Source organism: Flavobacterium sp. N1736 (assembly GCF_025947065.1).
GTDB lineage: Bacteria > Bacteroidota > Bacteroidia > Flavobacteriales > Flavobacteriaceae > Flavobacterium.
In genome coordinates this window covers 4,770,850-4,795,681 of sequence record NZ_CP109994.1, presented here as the reverse complement: position 1 = coordinate 4,795,681, position 24,832 = coordinate 4,770,850, and the positions used below count along the sequence as shown (strand labels likewise).

Genomic DNA, 24,832 nt, shown 5'->3' with positions numbered 1-24,832 from the left:
CCACATTTTACCACAATCTACCACTTTGTTAATAAGTTTAACCACTTTTGCCACAAATCACCTAATTAATAGATAATCAATACTATAGATTATAATTAATGAATCGATAATTCTATTTAACATTTGCAAAAAATACTTGGTTATTCTCTTAAAAACCGCTTATTATATTAATTTTTTAACATTTTGCAATTGTTTAATTTTCATGAATAAAACCTGATTTTTAACCACTTAGAAGTTCTACTAAAATTATGTAGTTAAAAAATGGCAGCAAAAATCCATTTTTATTTATTAAACCCTATATTTGTCCAAATTGAAATTGGCATTAGATTAGATGGACAAAAACTACAAAAAAGAAGGCAGATACAGCTATTATGAAGCTGGTGAAGGAACTCCTATAGTTATTTTACACGGCTTAATGGGAGGCCTGAGTAACTTTGACGCTGTAGCAGAATATTTTCCAACGAAAGGATACAAAGTTGTCATTCCTGATTTGCCAATATATACTCAAAGTATTTTAAAAACCAATGTAAAAAGTTTTGCAAAATACGTAAAAGACTTTATCACCTTTAAAGGTTTTGATAAGGTAATTTTATTAGGTAATTCACTAGGAGGACATATTGCTCTTTATCATACAAAATTATATCCTGAAAAAGTTGCAGGACTTGTAATTACCGGAAGCTCCGGTCTTTACGAAAGTGCAATGGGAGATAGTTACCCAAAAAGAGGCGATTATGGATACATCAAAAAGAAAGCTGAAGATGTATTTTATGATCCTGCAATAGCAACTCCGGAACTTATCGATGAAGTTTATGCAACAGTTAACGACCGCATCAAATTAATCAAAACCCTAACAATTGCAAAGAGCGCTATTCGCCACAATATGGCAAAAGATTTACCAAAAATGACAGCTGAAACCTGTATTATTTGGGGTAAAAATGATGCTGTAACCCCACCAAATGTGGCCGAAGAATTTGATAAATTATTGCCTAATTCAACTTTATACTGGATAGACAAATGTGGACACGCTGCTATGATGGAACATCCTCAGGAATTTAATAAAATTCTGGAAGAATGGCTCATTAAAAAGAATTTATAGCACATACCTTTCGAATTTAAGGAGGTTTTAAAAACAAAACAAATGAAAATTACAACCGCCGAATTTATTATCAGTAATTCTGAAGTTGCAAAATGTCCGCAGGATTTTTTGCCGGAATATGCTTTTATCGGCCGATCAAACGTAGGCAAGTCATCTTTGATTAACATGCTTACCAATCATAAAAATTTAGCAAAAACATCAGGAAGACCTGGAAAAACGCAATTAATAAATCACTTTAAAATCAACAACAATTGGTTTTTGGTCGATTTACCGGGTTACGGTTACGCTAAAGTATCTAAAAAAACAAAATCAGTATTTCAGCAATTTATTACTGATTATTTTGAAACAAGAGAACAATTAGTCTGTGCTTTTGTTTTGATTGATATTCGTCATGAAGCTCAAAATATAGATATTGAATTTATGTCGTATATGGGCGAAAGCGAAATTCCGTTTTGCATTATTTTTACCAAAGCGGATAAAATCAGTAAAGTAAAAATTGACTCACATATTGCAGCTTACAAAAAGCAAATGTTTGCCAATAACTGGGAAGAAATGCCTCATTATTTTGTAACCTCTGCAACAGAATCAACAGGAAAAGAGGATGTATTAAATTATATTGACGAAGTAAATCAGGAAGTTTTTAAGAACAATAGTCAGTTTTAAATTCCAGTTTTTTATACATAACAAACCCGACAGGTTTTAAAAACTTGTCGGGTTTACTATTTTTTGTCATTTCCACTATTTCGTTAATTCCAGTTTCTCCGCAAAATAATCACAGAAATCTTTCATTGTATCCGACATTTTTTCGTCGTCTGTAGCGCGTTTAAAAGTATCTGACATTGCTACTAATGTTTGGTGAAAGAAAATCTTCATTTCATCTACCGGCATATCTTTCGTCCATAAATCAATACGCATTGTTTCTTTGGCTTTACTGTCCCAAATAGACAACATAATTGCCTTTGCTTCTTCTGCCTGAACACCGCCGTCCTGAGCGCTCCATGTTAATTTTTCGGGAACACGGTTTTCGTCTAATTCTATATTGAATTTAATTTCTGAGTTTATTGTATCTGACATTATTTCTTAGGTTTATATTTTGACTTTTCGAAAATTTCTTTCGCATTTGTTTTTAATAATTCCGGCAAAGTTACATTATTGTTTTTCATGTACGATCGTACCATTTGCCATCCAATCCAGGCTCCAACTCTTCCCGGAGAATCGTTATCTATTTCCAGGTAAAATTTAGAAAACGGCGCAGGAGCAATAAATCGGGTATTTAATTTTGGATCTTCGCTGTAAAGCATTTCATTTTCAATAAAATGACGCCACATATAACTTTCATTTTCTTCACACCATTTTATTTGTTCCGGTGTATAACCCATTTTTTCCGCATCTGTATATTCAGGTAAAAGCAAATCTTTTGTGTACAATTGTTTTCCTTCAAAAATCATTTGAGAAAGCAGCGTTCTATCCGGAGAAGCAGGAATTTTTCTAAAAGCAAAGCTCGAAACCACATCCGGCATGATTTGTCTTTCTTCAAAATTCTGTTTTAGGTAATTTGGAAACTCATAAAACTTATGTTCTTTTCCTAAATACAATTCTAACGAAACAATAACTAAACTATCTGCATAAATAGCTTTTGCATTATAATCCATTTCTCCAATTACCGTAATTACTTTTGGTATTTTAGTTTCAGGAAAATAATATTTAACATGCTGGAAAAGTGCATTGAATTCTTCACGAACCGGTTCAAAATTTGAATACTTTTTTTGAACTTCCGTATAAACCTCTCTCCATATTGGATCCTGCATTTTATGCAGCCAGACATTATCATCGTTTCCGGCAGGAAAAAAGAAAGGATATTGTTTTTTTACTTTCGCTAAATCCTCAGGTTTGGTTTCAAAAAACACCTTATCAAAACGTTCCACCTTAACATCAACGGGGATTTCCTCGACAGCTTTTTCTACTTTACTTTTTTGGTCACACGACAAAAAAAACAAGCACAGAACCACTACAAAGCGATATATTTTCATTTTATTTTAATTAGATTTGTGTTGCATGAATTTAAGAAAAACATGTACTTAAAAATATTTGTGCAAATATACATTCCAGTATCTTAAACTTGACCAATTATGACTAAAAAAAGCACTATTCAAACAGAAAAAGTAAATACACACATTGTAGAGTGGTTAAAAAATTACGCTAGCAACGCAAAAGTAAATGGTTTTGTAATCGGAATTTCCGGTGGAGTTGACTCTGCTGTGACTTCTACTTTATGCGCCCAGACGGGATTAAAAGTTCTTTGTGTAGAAATGCCAATTCATCAGGCAGAAAGTCAGGTTTCGAGAGGAAGGGAACATATTGAGCAATTAAAAAAACGTTTCCCGAATGTGTCTGACGTAAAAACAGATTTAACAGCCGTTTTTGAAGCTTTTAAGGGCTCTGTACCAAAAACAGACGACGAAGGCAAAGTAAATCTTTCTTTGGCAAATACTCGTGCACGTATACGTATGACGTCATTATATTATTTAGCAGGAATTCATGGTCTTTTAGTTGCCGGAACCGGAAACAAAGTAGAAGATTTTGGTGTAGGATTTTATACAAAATATGGAGATGGAGGAGTCGATTTAAGTCCAATTGCCGACTTAATGAAATCAGATGTTTATGCTCTGGGAGAATTTTTAACAATTCCAGGCTCAATTTTAACAGCTGCACCTACTGATGGATTATTTGGTGACAACAGAACCGATGAAGATCAATTGGGAGCAAGTTATGACGAGCTCGAATGGGCGATGTTGGCCGCGGAGTCAGGAAAGACGCCAGCTGACTTCACTGGGAGAGAAAAATCTGTCTTTGAAATTTATAAACGTTTAAACACCAGCAACAAGCATAAAATGGATTCGATACCCGTTTGTTTGATACCAAAAACGTTAAAATAAACTTTTTAACATTTGTCTTCGATTAATTACAGAATTTATTTATTAATTTTACAACTCCAAAAAACATGATAATAATTCTAAAAAGGTAAAATTATGATTAAAGTATGTCTTGCAGACAATCATCCTGTGACTCACTTTGGCGTGAAATCTTATTTCAAAGACCACGATCAAATTTCAATTGTTGCCAACGTAGGCAATTTTTCAATGGTTAGAGATATTCTTCAGACGAAGGAGATCGATATTCTAATTCTAGATTTAGAATTAGAGGGTCTTTCGAGCATCTTCGAAGTGAAATCTATTCTGAAAAATTTCCCAAAAACAAAAATTGTAATTTTTAGTGACCTCGCTGAACAAATGTACGCTCCAAATGCGATTAAAGCGGGAGTTTCCGGGTATGTGCACAAAACAGAAAAACTTGAAACATTAGGTCTTTCTATTATTAAAGTACACGAAGGGAAAATTATTATCAACGAAACTGTACGTAAAAACATGGCTCTTATTGCTAAACAAAGCAAAAGCGAACGCTTGTACAGAAAACTTTCGAACCGCGAAATTGAAGTTTTGCGCTACTTAAGTGATGGTAAGAAAAATAATGAGATCTCAAAAATTTTAAACCTGAACGAAAAAACGATCAGTACTTACAAATTGAGATTATTGACTAAATTAAACGTGACTAATTTAGTTGACTTAGTTAATAAAGCTAAGACATTAGAAATTATTTAATGGTGTAAAATTACTCGACACTGGTATATTCCAAATATCAGGGAGAATAATCCAAAAACCGTAGACAAAAGCTCTATGCTATTTTAAATAGTATAGAGCTTTTTAATTTTTATTAGTGATAAGGAACAACTACTCTACCCAGCTTTCTCGAAAAATTATTGAGTAATTTAGAATAATCAATAACCATAGAAAGAAGTTCTGAATTATCTTCCTGTGGATCCGACAGGAGCGAATTCTTTAATTCATGAATTATTTTTGAAACTAAATACCAGCGCATCGAAAAAATAGTTTCCGAAACATTTTGTTCGATTGTTACATTTTTATGTTTTGGAAAAATATTCTGCCCTTCCCAATTATGAATCACTACTTTTTCGTCTTCCATTAAAATATTCGTTACTTCCTGAGCAAATTCAGGCTGTAAATGCATCAAATATTTATCTAAACTAAAATTTTCATTTTGATTGTAGAAATCCATGATATTTGTGTAAATATTTTGGAACAGTGAATTTGAAAGCTCTACTTCGTCTTCCTGCAGGCTTAAATAAACTTTTTCGTAGACTTTATATTTTCTTTTTTCTGTAACTTCTTTAACAACACCTTCTTCATCGGCTTTTAGGTAAACGTCTTCAAAGTCTTGGAGAACACTACCGTAAAGCAATAATATTTCTATTATTTTGCGTTCAAAACCATATAAAATATCGACTTTTTCAGTCTGCTGTCCCGGATATCCCAACTCTCCCGGATAACCCTCCGGCGGTCCTGATCTTGGATCTTCAGGATCTCCTCCACTATATTTTGGGTTTTGGTTTCTAAGAACTTCAAAAGGTTTTTGTTCCTGCTTTTGCTTTTTATTAGCTTCTGCAACATCTTTTTGAATTAACTGCGCCAAAGTGCTCACCAAAACCTGCTCGGAAATATCCATTATTCGTGCACATTCCTGAATATATACTTCTCGTTGAATACGATCCGGTATTTTAGAAATACTCGTTACCATATCGCGAATCAGATCGGCTTTTTTTACAGGATCGTTCTTGGCTTCGTTCATTAAAATCGAAGCTTTAAACTGTATAAAATCTTTACTGTTTCCTTCTAAATAAGCCACTAAATCATCGTGCGAATTTTTTCGTGCAAAACTATCCGGATCTTCTCCATCAGGAAAAGTACAAACTCTTACGTTCATTCCTTCTTCCAGAATTAAATCAATTCCACGAATAGAAGCGCGTAATCCTGCAGCATCACCATCAAAAAGTACCGTTATATTTTTTGTTAAACGATTTACCAAACGAATTTGGTCCGGCGTTAAAGCAGTTCCTGACGAAGCTACAACATTCTCAATTCCGGCCTGATTAAACTGAATCACATCAGTATAACCTTCAACCAAATAACAATTATTTAGTTTTGCGATCGATTGTTTGGCCTGAAAAATTCCGTAAAGCACTTTACTTTTATGGTAAATATCACTTTCCGGCGAGTTTAAATATTTTGCGGCTTTTTTATCATTGGTTAAAATACGTCCTCCAAAACCCAAAACACGTCCCGACATACTTTCAATAGGAAACATTACGCGGCCTTTAAAACGGTCAAAAGGGCGATCTTCTCTCGCAATTGTTAAACCTGTACTTTCAAGAAATTCAAGTTTATATCCTTTGCCCAAAGCTTCTTTAGTAAGCGCATCCCAGGTTTCAGGCGAATATCCTAAACTAAACTTTTTGATGGTTTCGTTTGTAAAACCTCTTTCTTTAAAATACGAAAGTCCAATTGCTTTTCCTTCTTCTGAATTTAAAAGCGTGTTATGAAAATATTCTTTTGCAAATTCCGAAACCAAATACATGCTTTCGCGAACATCTGTTATCGCTTTTTCAGCATCTGTTTGTTCAGTTTCTTCAATTTCAATATTGTATTTTCTGGCTAAATACCGAATGGCTTCCGGATACGTAAAATGGGAATGTTCCATCAAAAAAGCGACAGAATTCCCTCCTTTTCCTGAACTAAAATCTTTCCAGATTCCTTTTGCAGGCGAAACCATGAACGAAGGAGAACGTTCATCCGAGAATGGACTCAGACCTTTAAAATTACTTCCGGCACGTTTTAAATTCACGAAATCACCAATAACCTCCTCTACACGAGCAGTTTCAAAAACAGAATCAATTGTACTTTGTGAAATCAAAACGTAAAATATTTTTAAAGTTGAGAGCCTGTAAAAATACATAAATCCATCCTGAAATTTGATCATTTTTTCATAAAAAAAGCGCCTCTTTCGAAGCGCTTTTTCTACTAACTAAACTCAACCGTATTCTTAATTTAAATCGAAACGTAATCCTAATGAAATATTTTTTTCGTCAACTGCATTATCCTGAAATAAAGGGTTTAAATCATATTTACAATACAAACTAAATTCTTTATATCCGATGTAAGAACTTAATCCGTACATAAAATTATTTACATTATAATCGCCTTTTATAGTTGTTTTATATTTTAAATCTTCTTCTTCAAACTTCAAAATTTGTTTTGACTTTACGTTGATTCCGGCATAACCTCCAATTCCGAAACGGAAACTTTTATGTGTTTTAAAATAGGTTTTTCCGTTACTAATTGTGGGTTTAGAAAAATCGAATTCCAAATGCAGCGGCAATACCAAATAGACATTTCTAAATCGGGATTCATCAAGATTTACAGTATTCACTTCCAGATTAGTCTGGTCTCCGTTTACCACAAAACTGCGATTATCTGTTGGGCGAATATTGTTGTACATTAATGAAAGTCCGTATTTTGCATGAAGTAAATTGTTGTTTTTCATTAATCTTGAATTATAGGTAAAACCCCATTCATAAAAATGCGAACCTATAAAACTATAATTTGAATCCTGAAGTTTTCCGTCGGCCATCATATTATTCAAACCCATTGCGAACACAAATTGCGAAGTAGTTCTTTTTTCTCCATGAATAGAATCTCTTTTTTCCCTGTTTTTGTCGCTCCAGTTTCTGTCGTTCCAATGAATTACCAAAGTATGTTTTCGGGTCGAATCCTGTTCCTGCTCTTTGATTTTTCCATCTACTTTTTGCTGAACCAAATCATTTAGTTCGTTTTGCGCCAAAGTTATTTTCTCCTCGATAATTACAGCGCGTGCTTCTGCAAGTTCTTTCTTGCGTTTATCGGCTTGTTCCAATGTAATTTTGCCATTAGATAATTGAACGTTTACAGCTTCGACTTCTTCTTTCAAAGCTGCTTTTTCTTCTTTGGTAATTTTCTCTATTTTATTGGCAATTTGTTTTGCTCTTGATTCAAAACTTTCTTGTCCAAGCACTTTACTGACAAATAAGAAAACTAAAATTACGAGGTAAAGGGTAAAATTTTTCATGATTGATTTTGATTGATTGATTGATTGATGATTGTTTTTTTAATTGTTAATTATTGATGGTGAAATGTTGATTGTTGATTATTAATTGCTAGCTTTATTCTTTGCTCTTTATTCTTTGCTCTTTTTTCTTTACTCTTTATTCTATATTCTTCATTCCTGCTGATTTCTATTGGCCAAAGCCACTTTTACTGTTTGATAATTTTTATTGACTTTTGTAATTACTTTTTCTCTAAACGAAAGTTCTAATTCGCCATCAACCTGATGGAGCAAATCGTTGGCGTTGACTTTAATTTTTGATTTTGGCTTAGCCGAATGTTCTGCAACAACAGTTTTCTCGGCTGAATTCAACAATTGATCTACACTCTCATTTTTAGAAGTTTCGACAACTGAAGTTTGATTATTGATTGATTGTGTTTCGTGATTGTTTTTGATGATGACTGAAGACTCCGCTATTTGATTTGTTTCATTTTTTATAACCTCATTTGTTTTTTGTTTTGAAACCTTTGAATTAATATTCTCTTCTTTTTTATTTGAAGTTTGCATTAATTCTTTCTCTGAAATTGCAATTTCTGTTTTACCTGAATCTATTACATTTAAAGTTGGTTTTACTACAGAATCTTTCTTTGTATTCTCTATAACCACCTTCTTTTTTGGCGTTTCAACAGGGTTTTTCTTTTGATTAAAAAAGAAAGTTCCAACCAATAAAAACCCAACAATACTTGCTGCGATAGAAAGCCATTTTCTATCTTTTTTCGGTTTTTTATTTTCAGCAACACTTAACATGGCGTCTAATCGATCCCAAGCTTTGTCGCTTGGTTCAATTTTGCGCTGATTTAGTTTATCACGGAAATCCTTTTCGAAATTATTCGGTTCCATTATCTTGTTTTTTTAAGGTATTAATCTGTGTTTGCAGCATTTTTCTGGCGTGCGACAATTGCGATTTTGATGTTCCTTCATTTATGCCTAACATCTTTGCAATTTCATTGTGCTTGTAACCTTCAATAGCGTATAAATTGAAAACCATTTTATAACCGTCCGGCAAAGCATCAATTAAAAACTGAATTTGCTCTATCGAAAACTGACTGTCAATTGCGTTGAAACTTTCTTCGGTATAAATCTCGTCTTCGGTAAACTTTACTTTTTTCTGAACTCTTAAATACGAAATACATTCATTAACCATAATTCGGCGAATCCAGCCTTCAAAACTTCCCTTATGTTCGAATTTGTTTAAGCCGGTAAATACTTTCATGAAAGCGGTTATCATTACATCTTCTGCCAATTGAATGTCTTTTATATATTGACGGCAAACACTTAACATTTTTGAAGAAAACCGACTATAAATTTGCTGTTGCGCTTGTCGATTATTTTCGACAGCCAACTTTATAAGTTCGGTTTCTTCCTGATGTAAATGAATAATTTTCATTAATAAGCGTTCAGATTTTGTTTTACTAACAGACTTCTATTAGCATAGACGATTATCATTTCGAAATGGTTGCATGTAGGGCAAAAAAAATACAATAAAAAAAATAAAAATTCCAATAATCCACCGTTAAGCAATTGATTTTAAGTATTTAAAACCAATTATCCAATTAACAAATTATCTGATTATCTAATTATTTTTTTCTTTCGATAACGTAGTTCACCATCAAAATAAGGGCATCTTTAAACTCAGAATCGGGGTAATTCTTTAATAGAGAAAGTGCTTCCTGCTGGAATTCGACCATTTTATTTTCGGCGTAAGCCAAACCATTATTGTCTTTTACAAAAGTAATAACTTCTTTAACGCGTTTTTTATCTTTATTGTGGTTTTTGATCGAGTTTATCAGCCACTTTTTTTCTTGCGGAGTACACGTATTTAAAACATGAATTAAAGGCAAAGTCATTTTTTGCTCTTTAATATCGATTCCGGTTGGTTTTCCGATGGCTTCTTCGCTATAATCGAATAAATCGTCTTTAATTTGAAAAGCCATTCCGATAAGTTCACCAAATTTGCGCATATTCTCCACCTGAATATCATCTTCAATTACCGATTTTGCGCCAAGAGCACAACAAGCCGCAATAAGTGTAGCGGTTTTTTTTCGGATAATTTCATAATAAACATCTTCGGTAATATCAAGTCTTCTTGCTTTTTCTATCTGAAGTAATTCTCCTTCGCTCATTTCGCGAACGGCTACAGAAATAATTCTAAGCAAATCAAAATCGCCATTATCTATAGAAAGCAATAATCCTTTTGAAAGTAAATAATCACCAACCAAAACGGCAATTTTATTTTTCCAAAGTGCATTGATAGAGAAAAATCCGCGACGGCGATTACTGTCGTCAACCACATCATCATGTACTAAAGTTGCGGTATGAATAAGCTCAATAACAGATGCTCCGCGATACGTTCTTTCGTTTACAATGCCGCCGGAAACCATTTTTGCTGTTAGAAAAACAAACATCGGACGCATTTGTTTTCCTTTTCGATTTACGATGTAATAGGTTATGCGGTTCAGCAATGCAACCTTTGAAGTCATCGATTCATGGAACTTTTTTTCGAAAAGTTCCATTTCATTAAAAATGGGCTGTTTTATTTGAGAAGTAATATTCATTTCGATTCCAAATATACTATTTTAAATAAAAAAACGTTGTCTATTTTATGTTAGTATATAAATAATTTATGCACTAATTAAAAAATAAACCAAAAAAACATCTAATTCCAATTCCTAATTTGAATTCATTAATTAAAAGTAAAACCTAAACTATTTATTATGAAAACAAAATTTTTATTAATTGGAACATGTATCACTTTATCATTTTTTATTAGTTGTAATTCTGATGAAAGTGGAAACGACGGAACGAATGCCAAAATCTCTAATGATGAGATTATTACCAACTCTAAAATTGACGCTTCGATAGAAGATGTGACTAATATTGCTGAAGATCAATTTGATGCACAACAAAACAGCACAAATAAACCTAGCGGACCTATTAAAAACTTTTTACCAGGCTGCGCTACAATTACTACGGTTTTAACGAATAGCACCTGGACAAGAACAGTCGATTTTGGTGTTGAAGGCTGTACGCTTGATAACGGGAATTCTGTAAAAGGAAAAATGGTTATTTCGTTCTCTAATGACTTTACTGCAGCGACACAAACTATAAGTTACACTTTTGAAGGTTTTTATCACAATGGCAAAAAACTTCAGGGAAGCAAAAGTATTGTCCGAACCAAAAAAGCAACTGATTTACTGGCAGAAGCACATCCGGTTTTAACCGCTACAATTGACCTGACAATTACTTTTGATGACGGCGGTGTTTATACCCGAAAAGGAACTTTAACGAAAGAAACGATTTCCGGATACAATACGTGGTTTAATTGGGATGATAATAAATCTGTTGTAACAGGAAGCGGAACGACAACTTTCCCGAATGGCGATACTTATTCCGCAGAAATTACAACTCCTTTAGAGTTTAATGCCGCGTGTAAAAAACCATTTGCTGTAAAAGGTGTTTTATCGTTAACGAAAAATGGAGCAAATGCCATTATTGATTACGGAAACGGAGATTGCAATACTTTAGTAACTGTTACTAAAGATGGCGTAACCGAAGAAATTGATTTGAAAAAATAACCCTTTTTGCCCAAAACAAAAAAGCATTAAAAACAGGTTTACTTGTCTTTAATGCTTTTTTATTTATTTTAAATCATTTATTAGGAATGTGTAATCCCTACGGGATATTTACATTATTTGTCTTTATTAATTCTACCAATATTTAATTCCTAACAGAATTTATTTTGAGATTAATGTTGGGATGATTTAATTTCCTGCAAAATATCTCGGAGAGATTATATATTGTAAAAAAAATTATCATTACGTGCGTTTGTCCCGCAGGGACTACACAAATTCAATCAAATTATCCTTCTTTATTTGCCAATTGTCCACATGCGGCATCAATATCTTTTCCGCGGCTGCGACGCACTTTTACTACTATTCCAATATTTTCCAGGGCTTTTATATATGCCATAATAGACTCTTCTGAAGCTTGTTGAAACTCTCCGTCATCAATTGGATTATATTCGATTAAATTAACTTTACAAGGCACATATTTGCAGAACTTCACCAAGGCATCAATCGAAGCTTTATCGTCATTAATTCCTTTCCAAACCACATATTCGTATGAAATTTTACTTTTTGTTTTTCTGTACCAATATTCTAATGATTCACGTAAATCTGCTAAAGGAAAATTTTTGCTAAAAGGCATGATTCGCGCACGAATTTCATCAATTGCCGAATGCAGGGAAACTGCGAGTTTGAATTTTACATCATCGTCTGCCATTTTCTTAATCATTTTCGGAATTCCGGACGTTGATACCATAATACGTTTAGGAGACATTCCCAAACCTTCTGATGACGTAACCATATCGATCGCTTTAATGACATTATTATAGTTCATTAAAGGTTCGCCCATTCCCATAAAAACAATATTCGAAAGCGGATGATTATGATACAAACGGCTTTCTTTATCGATGGCGAGAATCTGATCGTAAATTTCTCCCGGTTCCAGATTTCGCATTCTTTTTAATCTTGATGTCGCACAAAAATTGCAATCTAAACTACAGCCAACCTGACTTGACACACAAGCTGTTGTTCTTGTTGCCGTTGGAATTAAAACTGATTCTACAACTAAACCATCATGCAAACGAACGGCGTTTTTTACTGTTCCGTCGCTGCTTCTTTGCATGGTATCAACCTTAATATGATTGATTACAAAATTTTCTTCGAGCATAGAACGTGTTGTTTTGGCAACATTTGTCATATCTTCAAAGCTATGCGCTCCCTTGCTCCATAACCATTCGTAGACCTGATTACCACGAAATGCTTTGTCATTATTTTCGACAAAAAAATCTCGTAACTGATCTTTTGATAAGGCTCTTATATCTTTTTTCTCAATTTGCATGGTGCAAAGTTACTGTTTTTTTCTTAAAAACTTCTGTCGATATACCAAGGCTTATAACCTCTAATGTTACTTTAAGCGAATTAAATAGGAGAAAATCTTTGACTCAAAATTGATTCCTATAACTTAAAACTGATTTTAAATAAAATTTGAATCTAAGTTTCAAAAATGCAAATTTTTGGCACGGGAATTGTCTTGCTCTCAACAGAAAAATAATCTTACGAAGAGCGCTTAATTTTAAAATTTGTACTTTTATTTTTTCAGCTTTATAACCTTTATATTTTATCAACTTTAAAAATGAATTTAATCATGAAAAAACAAATTTTAAGCTTCGCTGTTATTGCATTATTGGCATTTGCCGTACAATCTTGTGGAAATAAAGAACAAAAACCAGAAGAAGACAATCTAACTCTTGGAAACAAAGTTGATTCTTTAACAACAGATATTGAAGAAGTGAAAGATACTGCTGCAGTTAAAATCGAAAACGCTGCTGCTGAAGCAAAAGCTGCTACGAATAAAACTGTTGAAGAGGTAAAAGATGCCTCTAAAAAAACAGCAACTGAAGTTGCGGATGCTGCCAAAAAAACAGCTGCAGACGTAAAAGAAGCTGCTAAAAAAACTGCTGATAAAGCCGAAGCTGCTGCAAAAGCTGCAAAAGACGGAACTGTAAAAACGGCTAAAGACGTTAATGAAGCATTGAAAAAATAATTTCATTTGAGATCAAAATTGAAACCATTCGCTACGGCGAGTGGTTTTTTTTGCAAAAAAGCAAACCGATATTTTTTGTATTTTTGCATTCAAATTAGAACACACTACAATGCATTTTATCTCTCAAGACTTAGAAGATTACATAGAACAGCATTCTGAAAACGAACCGGAATTGCTGGCAAAACTAAATAAGGAAACATATCAAAAAATACTTTTACCAAGAATGTTAAGCGGACATTTTCAAGGCCGCGTTTTAAGTATGTTATCTAAATTGATTCGTCCTGTAAATATTCTTGAAATTGGTACTTATACAGGTTATGCTGCTTTGTGTTTGTGCGAAGGAATGCAGGAAAACGGACAACTGCACACTATCGATATTAAAGAAGAATTAATCGATTTTCAGCGTAAATATTTTGATGCTTCACCTTGGGGAAAACAAATTTTTCAGCATCTGGGAGAAGCGATTAACATTATTCCAACGCTTGACGTAAAATTTGATTTGGTTTTTATTGATGCTGATAAAGAAAATTATCTAAACTATTGGGAAATGATTGTTCCGAAAATGAATAAAGGCGGAATTATTTTATCAGATAATGTTTTGTGGAGCGGAAAAATCCTTGAACCTGTTCACCCAAATGATATTAGTACAAAAGTGCTTTTAGAATACAATTTACTTTTGAAGAACGATCCGAGAGTTGAAACAGTTTTGCTGCCAATTCGCGATGGTTTGACGGTTAGCAGGGTGCTTTAAGAAGATTCTAAGTTGCTGAGTTACTAAGAACCTGAGTTTTCTAAAAATTGAAAAACTTAGAAGCTTAGTAACTTAGAAGCTTTAAAAAAATTTACCCCGGAAAATATTGCGGTTTTAGTCTTTTATAAACTAAATAAATTAAAAACCCGAAAAGTGCCCCGAAGAAATAACCCGTAAGGATATCTCCCGGATAATGCAATCCCAGATAAATTCGGCTATAAGCGAAAATTAAAGGCCATAAAAACAAGAATCCTAAATACTTGAATTGGCGTTTTAAAACCAAAAATAAAAAGGTTGCAACAGCCATTGTATTAGCTGCGTGTCCTGAGAAAAAGCTGTATGAATTACGAACCTGAACAATACGAATAACTGATTTAAGATCAGGATTATTACAAGGACGTAAACGTTGAAAAGTGTGTTTGAATAAATTACAGGTCTGATCTGTAAAAGCAATCAAAACTGCAACAAAAAGCAATATATATAAAGTTTGCTTTCCTCCTACTTTTTTATAAATAAGAAAAAGCAGCAACAAAAAGAATGGCGTCCAATATAGCTGATTGGTAATAAAAAGCCAAAAACCGTCGTATTTTTCAGAACCTAAACCGTTAAGATATACCAATAAATTGATATCTGATTTCTCTATGTTTTCAAGCATTATTGTTGGCGTTTAACAGGTCCTGAGATTGTTTCTATGTCTTCTTTTACCTTATTGATTTCAGTAGTAGTTTCTCCTAATAAGTTACCGGATAAATTCGTAGTATCACCTAGTAAGTTAGACTTGGCATCATTTATCTGAGCATTGATATTACCTGTAATATCCGTCAAAGATTTAGCATCAAGACCATTGGACTCGGCTCCTTTTTGAATTTCACTTTTAATATCGTTGGTTGCATTTTTTAACTGCGCCATTGCTTTTCCCATTGTACGGGCAATTTCCGGCACTTTGTCTGAACCAAAAAGCATTAGAACTATAAATAGTATGAAAACTAATTCTCCTCCTCCTATACCAAACATATCTTTTATTTTTGTGTGCCACAAAGATATTAAATTTTGTAGCTGAGAGTTTTAAAATTTACTTAAAAAAAAAAGACTCTTTTCAGAGTCTTTCTAATTGTATGTTTAATCAAATTTTGATTTTTCTTCTGCTTTTGGCCACGAGTTATTGGTTACATCAATATCTGCAGTCATTAATTTTGGATCTATCTGAATGCTTTTTATTGCTTTTTCTGTAGCATATACTTTTTTGGCAGTATCATTATTCTTTCTCCAGATTTGAGCCGGATACTGGAAGTTTTGTTTAGAACCATCTTCATAAGTAATCTCAACAAGAATTGGCATAATCATTCCGCCTGGTTTATTAAACTCAACTTCATAAAAATATTTAGGCGATTTTAAACCTGCTTTTTCTTCTGCTGTAAAAGTTTGGTCCACATAATCAGATAATAATTTTACTTCATCCACTTTCAAAGCTTTTTTCTTTGATGTGTTAACTTCGGCATTATCACTTGCTACTAAATAAACAAATGGTCCTTTTTCGAAACCAAAACGTCCTTTCCTAACTTTTACATCTTTAAGATCAGCCGTTGGAGTATCAGAAACATAATATTGTTTTACATCCTTAATTCCGATATCTACAAAATCCGTTGAGTAAAACCATCCTCTAAAAAACCAATCTAAATCTACGGCAGAAGCATCTTCCATAGTTCTAAAGAAATCCTCAGGAGTTGGATGTTTAAATTTCCATCTGTTTGCGTATGTTCTAAAGGCGTAATCAAACAATTCTCTTCCCATAACTACTTCTCTTAAAATATTAAGACCTGTAGCCGGTTTTCCGTAAGCATTATTACCAAATTGAACTATTGTTTCAGAGTTTGACATAATTGGCTCTAAAAACTTTTGATCTCCACTCATATAAGGAACAATATTTTTTGCAGGTCCGCGTCTTGAAGGGAAATTTGGATCTAATTCCTGTTCTGCCAAATATTCTAAAAATGAATTTAAACCTTCATCCATCCAGGTCCATTGGCGCTCATCTGAGTTTACAATCATTGGGAAAAAAGTATGTCCAACTTCGTGAATTACAACACCAATCATTCCGTTTTTAACTTCTTTGCTTGTTACTCCATTTTCGTCAGGACGACCAAAATTCCAGCAAATCATTGGATATTCCATACCCTGATCTTCGGCAGAAACTGAAACTGCTTTTGGATAAGGATAATCAAAAGTATGTGATGAATAGCTTTTTAAAGTATGTGCCACTGTCATTGTCGAAGTTTCTCCCCAAAGTGGATTTGCCTCTTTTGGATAAACAGATTCTGCCATAACAGTTTTACCGCCTAACTGTACCGCCATTGCATCATAAATGAATTTTCTTGACGAAGCAATACCAAAATCACGTACGTTTTTAGCACTAAATTTCCATGTTTTTTTCTTTTCAGAGAAACCTTTTTCAGCTGCTTCGGCTTCGGCTTGCGTAACAATTACAACTGGTTTGTCAAATGATTTTTGAGCCTGTTCGTAACGTTTTACCTGTTCTGCCGTAAAAACTTCTGCTCTGTTTGTCAATTCTCCCGTTGCATCAATAACGTGATCTGCAGGAACTGTAATATTTACATCAAAGTTTCCAAAAGGCAAAGCAAACTCTCCGCTTCCCCAAAACTGCATGTTTTGCCATCCTTCAACGTCGTTATAAACGGCCATTCTTGGATAAAACTGAGCAATTACATATAATTTATTTCCGTCTTTTTCGAACAATTCATAACCGGAACGTCCGCCTTCTTTTCTATAATTATTGATGTTGTACCACCATTTTATTGCCAATGAAATTTTTTCTCCCGGTTTTAAAGGAGTTGCCAGATTAATACGCATCATGGTTTCATTAATCGTATACGACATAGGATTTCCTTTTGCGTCTTTTACCTGTTCAATATTAAAACCGCGCTCTAAATCTTTTTTCAAATATTTGCTCGAAAAACCATCAAGTGCCAAAACCTGATTGATTTTTTCGCTTTCAGCCAAAGTTGACTGTGTATTTGCTTTTGCCTGATTTTGATCTAACTGAATCCACAAATATTCCAGACTATCCGGAGAATTGTTTGAATAAGTAATCACTTCAGAACCTGTTATTTTTGACTTTTTATCGTCTAATTCGATATCAATTTTATAATCTGCCTGTTGTTGGTAATAAGCAGGTCCCGGCGCTCCGGAAGCCGTACGAAACATATTAGGCGTTGCTAATAAATCATACATCTGGCTAAATTTATTCGTATCGTATTTTCCTTGTTGTTTTGGAGTAACGATAGAAGTTGATTTTTCCTGAGCCATTAATAAAGCAGGAAAAATTAATAATAATGAAAGCTTTTTCATAAAAATGTAATAGGTAGTTTTTTGTCAGGGTGTGAAAATAACAATTATAATGGTAATTTTAGTCTTCCATTAGTACTTTAACACTTCTTTCCTTGAAGATTCTGTAAAGAGAACACTCTTTTTAGTACCAAAAGCTGTAATATGTGTAATATTCTGCTGTTCAGCATTCCAATCGACCAAAATAGTATTTGAAATTTCAATTGTCTTAAACTTGTCAATATCTTTTATTCGGGAATAACAAACGAGCACATCTCCGGCTTCGACTTCTTTAGATAAAAAAGTAATTGCCTTAGATTGTCCGTTTATTTTTATGGTGAAATTTTCCGAAAGGTATTTTTTTAATAAATCTATATCTTCCTGTGTTTCTTTCTCCGTTCCGACGAATGTTTTTTTATGGTACTTTTTTTCCATACCATTATTCAAATCATCAATAAAAATACGCGATGTAATTTGAATCATCTTTTTCTCAGCCGCATAATTGATCTGGTAAACGCCCATATAAAATTTATGAAACGCAAAAGATGACAACGATATAAACAAGATCCCAATTAAGAAATAAACTAATCTTTTTTTCATTTTTTACTCATCTCCACTTTTTTGAATTCCTTGTTTTTATTAATCATGAAATCCATCAATTCAAATTTTTCTTCCGGTTTTAAATGCTGCTTAGATTCTGCATCATTAGAGCAATACATTAAAAACAAATCTATTTCATCTTTTTTTAAGTCCAATGTTTTAGTGTAAAAATCAGGAGTAAAATTATCTTTCGCATATTCAACAAAAGCAATATCGCTTATCACTTCTTCTTTTACGTCTTCATCTTTACGAAAAAGTTTTTTTACATCTTTAAATATTCGCACAAAATCAGTTCCGTATTTAATAGTCTGATCTGAGTACATTACCTTATTTTCCGGACTGGATAATTTATCATCTTCAAATTGCATATCAACTATACCTTGCGATCCTCCTTGCAGCGACTTTACTTTTAACTCTTTGTGAACTAAAACTTCTTTTAGTTCAATATTTACTAAATCCAAAGGCACTGAAAAAAGCACTTCGGCACAATCTTTTTCTGTTAATACAATTTTTCTGGATTGAAATGCAAGTCCCGTAAACAACAAAGTATCTTTAGGTCTTGCCATAATATCAAACAATCCGTTTAATCCAATGAAAGTTCTAACATTGGCATTTACATTCATCACATAACCACTTTCTATGGCAAGCGATTTATTAGTTACTTGTCCGTGTAATGGTTTTCTTGAGTTTTGTCCCACTGCAATTTGACAAAATAGGCATATAACGATTATTCTTAGGCTATTTTTCATTTTCTAGAATTTTTAGATACTTTCTGGCTAATTCGGTTATTAAAAACATACTCATTGTTTTGTTTTTACTACTCAAAGATACAGCAAATTCGGTATCTTCTATGCAATATAACTGAAATCCTTTAATATCTTCTGTAGAAATTTTCAATCTTTCCGTATAATAGTTCTCCTCAAAAAGGTATTCCATTTTTCTAAAAAGCGCCTCTTTTTTCTCTACTTCAACCTCTTTTTTCAGCATTTTAGTTCGCCCGGACATTGCGTTCAATAATTTATCTACAGAAGTAGATGTCGCCGTATAAACTTTTCGTTCTGCCGGTGTATATTTTTTTTGTCCGGCAGGAATAATGCCAAGATTTTCAGCATTAATATTCGCGTTTTCATTTACCACAACTTCTTTCAATTCAATTTGCTTCGCAACCATTTTAACCTGAACCAAATTAGAAACTAAATCTTCAGCCGTAATTCTCCGTTTAAACGGTTCTAAATTTACAGATGAAAAAACCAGCACATCACCTTCTTTGGCAACAATCGAAAACATTCCGTTTACATCAGAAACCGTCGTAACCTGCGTTGTATTATTGATAATATTTACACCTTCAACAGAAGTTGATTGTTCGAATACCTGCCCGAGAATTTCTTTGGCGCCCGTAGTTTGTCCAAATGAAATTTGAGTAATCCACAAAAAAAGTATCAGTAAAAAGTTATTTGTTTTCAACAGCTAGTATTTCTTTATATTTAACAGCCAGTTCTCCTAAAAGAAATTCTGTTGAAGTTTTATTTTTAGAATTCAAAATTGTCGTGAACTTATCATTATCAACGGCATAATATTCAAATCCTTTAACATATTCATTTGGAATTTTTAGTCGGTTAACAAAATGATCCAGACTAAACATATTCTCTAAAAGTTTCATGAAAAACTCTTTTTTCTCAACTACAACCTCTTTTTTGAGCATTGCCGTGCGTCCGGATAAAAAATTCAGCAAAGGATCTGCCGAAATTGAACCTCCGGCCATTAGTTCTGCACTAGCCGTAGCATTTAAAGCCGTAGCTGTATGTAATTTTCTTTCGGCTTCAGTATATGTTTTTTGTCCTGCGGGAATAATTCCCAGCGCAACAGCATTTATATTATCATATCTTCTAACAATCACTTCCTGCAATTGATGTATTACAAGATTTAGTTTTACGGTAAAATTAAGGTCCGAAAAATTTTCGGCTGTTAACAAAACCCTGTTTTCTTTAAATTGAATCGATGAAAAAACAAGCGTATCGCCAGGATTTGCCATAATCGAAAAAGATCCGTCAGCTTTGGTTGTTGTCATAGCTTCAGTTTGCGCATTAACCACATAAACACCTTCCAGATCATTTGAATTTGAAATGATTTTACCGTTTACAATAACACGTTCCTGATTTTGAGTCCACGCAGTTTGGCTCAAAACAACACATAAAACACATAAAACCTTATTGATCAAAATAGAAAAATTAGAATTATTCTTAAAAGTGTAAAAATATCTTAATGTGTTCCAAATTTAGTATTAACGGCTTGGTAAAAAAATGTTAATTAAAGTTTGGATTTTAAGTCTTAAAAAGGAGTTTTTAATATCTTTAGCCGAAACAATCTGAGCTTAAATTTTATGAAAAGCATTATTATTGCCAGTACATCTACATTGCACGAAGGCAGCTATTTAGAGTATTTATTACCTACTTTACAAGTCCATTTTAAAAATTGTAAAAGCGTTTTATTTATTCCTTACGCACGTCCGGGCGGAATTTCGCACGATGATTATACCGCAAAAGTGTCGCAGGCATTTGCAGCAATTAACATAAATGTAAAAGGAATTCATGAATTTGAAAACGCCGAAGACGCCATAAAAAATGCCGAAGGAATATTTACCGGAGGAGGAAATACTTTTTTATTGGTCACTAAATTATACTATCATAATGTGATGCAGATTCTTTCTGAAACCGTAAAAAACGGAACACCTTATTTAGGTACAAGCGCCGGAAGTAATATTTGCGGTTTATCGATGCAGACTACGAACGATATGCCAATTGTTTATCCGCCAAGTTTCCAGACTTTGGGTTTGATTCCTTTTAATTTAAATCCGCATTATTTAGATGCCGATTTACAATCAAAACATATGGGAGAAACCCGCGAAACGAGAATTAAGGAATTTCATGCTTTTAACTCGATTCCGGTTTTAGGTTTAAGAGAAGGAAGCTGGCTTGAAGTAAAAGGAGAAAAAATCACCCTGAAAGGAAATTTAAAAGCTCGTTTGTTCCTGCAAAATGAAAATCCTCAGGAATTAGAAACAGAAACTGATTTGAGTAATTTGAAATAAAGTTTTTTTTACCATTAAATTTTTTTACCATTAAGATATTAAGAAAATAAAGTTCAATGCTTAATATCTTAATGGTAAAAAAAAATCCCCAAACAGATGTTTGAGGATTTTGAAGAGCGAAAGACGAGGCTCGAACTCGCGACAACCAGCTTGGAAGGCTGGAGCTCTACCAACTGAGCTACTTTCGCATTAACAGGGTGCAAATATAAACAATTAAATGATTTAAAAAAATAAAAAATAATAATTATTTAAGTTTGATAAAAAAACCGAAACAATAAAGCTTCGGTTTTTTAGAGCGAAAGACGAGGCTCGAACTCGCGACAACCAGCTTGGAAGGCTGGAGCTCTACCAACTGAGCTACTTTCGCATTACTGGTGCAAATATAAAAAATAAGTTCAGTTCAAAACAAGCTTTTTTTTAAAAAAATTAATTAAAAAACAACTATTCCTTATAACCTATTTAAAACTAAAAAGTTATACATTTATTTATTTTTACAAATTATGAATATTATCAAAGAAATACCCTCAAAAGATACCTATATTGTTCGTCAACCCGTTCTCAGAAAGGGAAAACCAATAGAAAGCTGCATCTTTGAAGGGGATGATTTAAAATCTACACATCATTTTGGATTATTTGACAACGAAGAATTAATAGGAATTATTTCGTTATTCTCCCAAACCAACACTATATTTGCGGACGAAAATCAAGCTCAGATTCGAGGAATGGCTATTCTTGAAAATCATCAAAAAAAAGGATACGGTGAAGCTCTGGTAAAACATTGTGAATTTTTTTGCAAAGCACAAAACGTTGATTTAATTTGGTTTAACGCCAGAACAGCAGCTGTGGGGTTTTACAAAAAAATGAATTACCAAATAATTGGCGAGCCTTTTGATATAAAAGATGTCGGCGAACACTATTTAATGTTTAAAAAATTATAAAATGAAGAAACTCTACTTTCTGATTGTAATCTGTATTTTTATTAGCTGCAAAAAAGATGAACCTAAAGTTATTCGTGTAAAAACTCCTCCACCGGCAATTATTCTTACTGATGAAAGAAAAGTAGTTGTAGACACTTCATTAATAAATGTTTTTAAAAGTGAAACCTTAAAACAATTTTATATTGCATCTGATAACAAAAGCGTTTGGGGAAATCTTAAAAAAAGAACCTACGTTTTATCTCAATTAAAAAAGTCTGATGAATTAGGTTTAAATCCTGAAGATTATAAGGCTTCGACACTTGAAAAATACGAGAAAAAAATCAGCTCTTTAAATGACAAGCAATTAGCAACTTACGATATATTACTAACGTATAATTTTGAATTATATCTAAGTCATTTATATAAAGGAAAACTAAATCCTAAAAAACTATATACGGATTGGGATCTGGAAGAAAAAACGTTCGATCCAAACAATACGCTGATTAAAGCTTTCAACAAGAATAAATTAGATAGTATTGTCGAAAATATTCAGTCGAAATCGCAAACCTACAAGCAATTACTAAAAGCGCTTGAAATCATTAATACTTTTCCTGAAGAAGAAGCAACTGATACTATAAAATCTGTCGATAAAATAACATTAAAGGATACTAATAATGCTTTAATAAACATCAAAAAGAAGCTTTTATTCTGGAAAGATCTAACCGGAAAAGATAGTTTGACTAACATTTACGACACAAAAACATTCGAAGCTGTAAAAAGATTTCAGGAACGACACGGCTTAGCTGCTGACGGCGTTATTGGCGTTGGAACTTTGAGTGCTTTAAATTTTACTAAAGAAAAAAGAAAACAACAAATAATTGCAAATTTAGAACGCTGGAGATGGTATAATAATAATTTTGCTGACAATTATTTTATCATTAACATTCCTAATTACAGTTTAAATGTAGTTGAAAGTCAGGATACTACTCTTGTGCGAAATGTTGTTGTGGGAACCAGTAAAAGAAAAACTCCTATTATTACCTCAAAGCTAAGAACGGTTGTTTTTAATCCTACATGGACCGTTCCGCCCACTATTTTGAAAGAAGATATTATTCCTGAAATGAAAAAAAACAGGAATTATTTAGCCAAAAAAAGAATTACCATATTTGATTCTGCCGGTCGTGAAGTCGATCCAAAAGCCTGGAACGAAAATAAACCTAACAGTTACCGCTATGTACAAAGTCCGGGTTACAATAATTCTCTGGGTTTAATGAAAATTTTATTTCCAAATCATCACAGCGTATATTTACATGACACAAATCATCGCAATTACTTTGGAAGAAATAATCGCTCGCTAAGTTCCGGTTGTGTTCGTATTGAAAATCCTTTAGAATTGGCAGAACATATTTTAAATGATAGTACCGCAACAAATTGGCCGAAAGAAAAAATCGATTCTATTATTGAAACAAAAAAAACAATAAACATCAGAATTACCAAAAAATATGCTTTATACCAATGGTATTGGACAGCATGGAGCAAAAAAAATCAGCTCATTTTCAGAGCTGATATTTATAATCTTGATTCGGATTTGTACGCTAAACTAAGAGATTAGTTTTTCTTCCATCGCAAAACTTCTTGACGGATGGTAGATGTACAAACATGATTTATCTTTTATTGTTTGGATAATTTCGTTTGTTAATTCAAACGGAATTGCCGGACAACCCTGGCTTCTGCCTAATCTTTTATTATTTCTGATGAACGATTCAGAAACATAATCAGCACCGTGCATCACAACAGCTCTTTCGCGGGCATGATCATTTACTCCTTTTTCTAAACCATCTAATTTTAGTGAAACACCATGTTTTCCCTGATAAACTTCACCGGTTGCATAAAAACCTAAGCTGCTTTTAAAAGATGAATTTGAATTTGAAAATGCATCAGCAAATTCTTCTCCCGTGTTTCTTCCATGAGCAACCAAAGAATGAAATAAAATTTTATTTGAATTTAAATCAATTACCCAAAGGCGTTTGATGTTGGATGACAAACTGAAATCAATCAGCGTTAGAATGTCTTTTTTAACAATTCCTTTCTCTTTCAATAAGTAAAAGCCTTTTAATGCTTCAGAAAAAGTTCTAAGTTCAGGTAACTCGAAATGGTTAGAATTTAATGTATTATAAACACTTTCAATTTTAGCATCTACACTAAGTTTTTCAACTTTAGCAAGAGTTCTATTAGCCGTCTCTTTTAATTCGGGAGTATTTTTTGTGTCTTTTCCAAAAGACAATAGCAAAAATACCAACAAGGGATAAATTTTGTAAATCATTGAAATTCTTTAGGTTAATAATAAATTTGGGTTCAGCAAAAGTATAAAAAAAATA

At 33.0% G+C, this 24,832-nt stretch carries 26 protein-coding genes and 2 tRNA genes; 10 read left to right on the top strand and 18 right to left on the bottom strand.

Annotated features, from left to right (window positions below; translation table 11 throughout):
* The first annotated feature begins 331 nt into the window (after positions 1 to 331).
* Together OLM54_RS20360 and yihA are read left to right on the top strand one after the other, a co-directional pair.
* Entirely contained in the window at positions 332 to 1,096 is a 765-nt protein-coding gene (locus tag OLM54_RS20360; protein WP_264536363.1) for an alpha/beta fold hydrolase, read from the top strand.
* A gap of 42 nt (positions 1,097 to 1,138) precedes the next feature.
* On the top strand, positions 1,139 to 1,759 hold the full coding sequence (yihA, locus tag OLM54_RS20355) for a ribosome biogenesis GTP-binding protein YihA/YsxC (RefSeq protein WP_264536362.1): 621 nt from the start codon (positions 1,139 to 1,141) through the stop codon (positions 1,757 to 1,759).
* A 75-nt stretch (positions 1,760 to 1,834) separates the two neighbouring features.
* Here the strand turns inward: yihA and gldC are convergent, their stop codons facing one another.
* Both gldC and gldB read right to left on the bottom strand, forming a co-directional pair.
* Complete coding sequence (gldC, locus tag OLM54_RS20350; protein ID WP_026985662.1) at positions 1,835 to 2,170, bottom strand: gliding motility protein GldC; 336 nt, start codon at positions 2,168 to 2,170, stop codon at positions 1,835 to 1,837.
* Complete coding sequence (gene gldB, locus OLM54_RS20345; protein WP_264536361.1) at positions 2,170 to 3,126, bottom strand: gliding motility lipoprotein GldB; 957 nt, start codon at positions 3,124 to 3,126, stop codon at positions 2,170 to 2,172. The genes gldC and gldB overlap by 1 nt, the downstream gene beginning before the upstream one ends.
* Positions 3,127 to 3,225: 99 nt before the next feature.
* On the opposite strand from gldB, the gene nadE reads away from it, so the two are divergent.
* Complete coding sequence (gene nadE, locus OLM54_RS20340; RefSeq protein ID WP_264536360.1) at positions 3,226 to 4,032, top strand: NAD(+) synthase; 807 nt, start codon at positions 3,226 to 3,228, stop codon at positions 4,030 to 4,032.
* Between the two features lie 93 nt (positions 4,033 to 4,125).
* Complete coding sequence (locus OLM54_RS20335) at positions 4,126 to 4,755, top strand: response regulator transcription factor (protein ID WP_026730588.1); 630 nt, start codon at positions 4,126 to 4,128, stop codon at positions 4,753 to 4,755.
* A gap of 112 nt (positions 4,756 to 4,867) precedes the next feature.
* Here OLM54_RS20335 and dnaG read toward each other — a convergent pair whose 3' ends face one another.
* The 5 genes from dnaG to OLM54_RS20310 all read right to left on the bottom strand — a co-directional run bounded on the left by dnaG (position 4,868) and on the right by OLM54_RS20310 (position 10,704).
* The gene (gene dnaG, locus OLM54_RS20330) at positions 4,868 to 6,922 is read right to left on the bottom strand and encodes a DNA primase (protein ID WP_264536359.1); all 2,055 of its coding nucleotides are present in this window, start codon (positions 6,920 to 6,922) and stop codon (positions 4,868 to 4,870) included.
* 129 nt (positions 6,923 to 7,051) lie between these two features.
* Positions 7,052 to 8,113: a hypothetical protein gene (locus OLM54_RS20325; RefSeq protein ID WP_264536358.1), complete on the bottom strand. Its 1,062-nt coding sequence runs from the start codon at positions 8,111 to 8,113 to the stop codon at positions 7,052 to 7,054.
* Positions 8,114 to 8,263: 150 nt separating this feature from the next.
* Positions 8,264 to 8,989, bottom strand: a complete 726-nt coding sequence (locus tag OLM54_RS20320) for a hypothetical protein (RefSeq protein WP_264536357.1) — start codon at positions 8,987 to 8,989, stop codon at positions 8,264 to 8,266.
* Complete coding sequence (locus tag OLM54_RS20315) at positions 8,976 to 9,536, bottom strand: RNA polymerase sigma factor (protein ID WP_264536356.1); 561 nt, start codon at positions 9,534 to 9,536, stop codon at positions 8,976 to 8,978. The genes OLM54_RS20320 and OLM54_RS20315 overlap by 14 nt, the downstream gene beginning before the upstream one ends.
* 190 nt (positions 9,537 to 9,726) lie before the next feature.
* Positions 9,727 to 10,704 (bottom strand): polyprenyl synthetase family protein, encoded by a 978-nt coding sequence (locus tag OLM54_RS20310; RefSeq protein WP_264536355.1) that lies wholly within the window; start codon positions 10,702 to 10,704, stop codon positions 9,727 to 9,729.
* A 159-nt stretch (positions 10,705 to 10,863) separates the two neighbouring features.
* On the opposite strand from OLM54_RS20310, the gene OLM54_RS20305 reads away from it, so the two are divergent.
* Positions 10,864 to 11,724, top strand: coding sequence for a hypothetical protein (locus OLM54_RS20305; protein WP_264536354.1), 861 nt, complete (start codon positions 10,864 to 10,866; stop codon positions 11,722 to 11,724).
* 283 nt (positions 11,725 to 12,007) lie between these two features.
* Here the strand turns inward: OLM54_RS20305 and rlmN are convergent, their stop codons facing one another.
* Positions 12,008 to 13,051, bottom strand: coding sequence for a 23S rRNA (adenine(2503)-C(2))-methyltransferase RlmN (rlmN, locus tag OLM54_RS20300; protein ID WP_264536353.1), 1,044 nt, complete (start codon positions 13,049 to 13,051; stop codon positions 12,008 to 12,010).
* 306 nt (positions 13,052 to 13,357) lie between these two features.
* Between rlmN and OLM54_RS20295 the strand changes: the two genes are divergently transcribed.
* Both OLM54_RS20295 and OLM54_RS20290 read left to right on the top strand, forming a co-directional pair.
* Complete coding sequence (locus OLM54_RS20295; protein ID WP_264536352.1) at positions 13,358 to 13,756, top strand: hypothetical protein; 399 nt, start codon at positions 13,358 to 13,360, stop codon at positions 13,754 to 13,756.
* Positions 13,757 to 13,865: 109 nt separating this feature from the next.
* Positions 13,866 to 14,507, top strand: coding sequence for an O-methyltransferase (locus tag OLM54_RS20290; RefSeq protein WP_264536351.1), 642 nt, complete (start codon positions 13,866 to 13,868; stop codon positions 14,505 to 14,507).
* Positions 14,508 to 14,598: 91 nt separating this feature from the next.
* Here the strand turns inward: OLM54_RS20290 and OLM54_RS20285 are convergent, their stop codons facing one another.
* From OLM54_RS20285 to OLM54_RS20255, 7 genes are all read right to left on the bottom strand, one after another.
* Positions 14,599 to 15,162, bottom strand: a complete 564-nt coding sequence (locus tag OLM54_RS20285; RefSeq protein WP_264536350.1) for a phosphatase PAP2 family protein — start codon at positions 15,160 to 15,162, stop codon at positions 14,599 to 14,601.
* Positions 15,162 to 15,521: a twin-arginine translocase TatA/TatE family subunit gene (locus OLM54_RS20280; protein ID WP_264536349.1), complete on the bottom strand. Its 360-nt coding sequence runs from the start codon at positions 15,519 to 15,521 to the stop codon at positions 15,162 to 15,164. The genes OLM54_RS20285 and OLM54_RS20280 overlap by 1 nt, the downstream gene beginning before the upstream one ends.
* A gap of 105 nt (positions 15,522 to 15,626) precedes the next feature.
* Positions 15,627 to 17,873, bottom strand: a complete 2,247-nt coding sequence (locus tag OLM54_RS20275; protein WP_264536348.1) for a M1 family metallopeptidase — start codon at positions 17,871 to 17,873, stop codon at positions 15,627 to 15,629.
* Positions 17,874 to 17,942: 69 nt separating this feature from the next.
* Entirely contained in the window at positions 17,943 to 18,449 is a 507-nt protein-coding gene (locus OLM54_RS20270) for a DUF6702 family protein (RefSeq protein ID WP_264536347.1), read from the bottom strand.
* The gene (locus OLM54_RS20265; protein ID WP_264536346.1) at positions 18,446 to 19,198 is read right to left on the bottom strand and encodes a hypothetical protein; all 753 of its coding nucleotides are present in this window, start codon (positions 19,196 to 19,198) and stop codon (positions 18,446 to 18,448) included. The genes OLM54_RS20270 and OLM54_RS20265 overlap by 4 nt, the downstream gene beginning before the upstream one ends.
* On the bottom strand, positions 19,188 to 19,913 hold the full coding sequence (locus tag OLM54_RS20260; protein WP_264536345.1) for a carboxypeptidase-like regulatory domain-containing protein: 726 nt from the start codon (positions 19,911 to 19,913) through the stop codon (positions 19,188 to 19,190). The genes OLM54_RS20265 and OLM54_RS20260 overlap by 11 nt, the downstream gene beginning before the upstream one ends.
* Entirely contained in the window at positions 19,900 to 20,667 is a 768-nt protein-coding gene (locus OLM54_RS20255) for a carboxypeptidase-like regulatory domain-containing protein (RefSeq protein ID WP_264536344.1), read from the bottom strand. The genes OLM54_RS20260 and OLM54_RS20255 overlap by 14 nt, the downstream gene beginning before the upstream one ends.
* Positions 20,668 to 20,829: 162 nt before the next feature.
* On the opposite strand from OLM54_RS20255, the gene pepE reads away from it, so the two are divergent.
* Positions 20,830 to 21,537: a dipeptidase PepE gene (gene pepE / locus OLM54_RS20250; protein ID WP_264536343.1), complete on the top strand. Its 708-nt coding sequence runs from the start codon at positions 20,830 to 20,832 to the stop codon at positions 21,535 to 21,537.
* Between the two features lie 115 nt (positions 21,538 to 21,652).
* Here the strand turns inward: pepE and OLM54_RS20245 are convergent.
* Both OLM54_RS20245 and OLM54_RS20240 read right to left on the bottom strand, forming a co-directional pair.
* Positions 21,653 to 21,725: transfer RNA gene (locus OLM54_RS20245), tRNA-Gly, on the bottom strand.
* 106 nt (positions 21,726 to 21,831) lie between these two features.
* Positions 21,832 to 21,904, bottom strand: a tRNA-Gly gene (locus tag OLM54_RS20240).
* Between the two features lie 133 nt (positions 21,905 to 22,037).
* Between OLM54_RS20240 and OLM54_RS20235 the strand changes: the two genes are divergently transcribed.
* Positions 22,038 to 22,475, top strand: a complete 438-nt coding sequence (locus tag OLM54_RS20235; protein WP_264536342.1) for a GNAT family N-acetyltransferase — start codon at positions 22,038 to 22,040, stop codon at positions 22,473 to 22,475.
* Position 22,476: 1 nt separating this feature from the next.
* Entirely contained in the window at positions 22,477 to 24,066 is a 1,590-nt protein-coding gene (locus OLM54_RS20230; protein WP_264536341.1) for a L,D-transpeptidase family protein, read from the top strand.
* On the opposite strand, the gene OLM54_RS20225 is transcribed toward OLM54_RS20230, so the two are convergent.
* Complete coding sequence (locus OLM54_RS20225; RefSeq protein ID WP_264536340.1) at positions 24,055 to 24,777, bottom strand: murein L,D-transpeptidase catalytic domain family protein; 723 nt, start codon at positions 24,775 to 24,777, stop codon at positions 24,055 to 24,057. The genes OLM54_RS20230 and OLM54_RS20225 overlap by 12 nt on opposite strands.
* Positions 24,778 to 24,832: the final 55 nt, after the last annotated feature.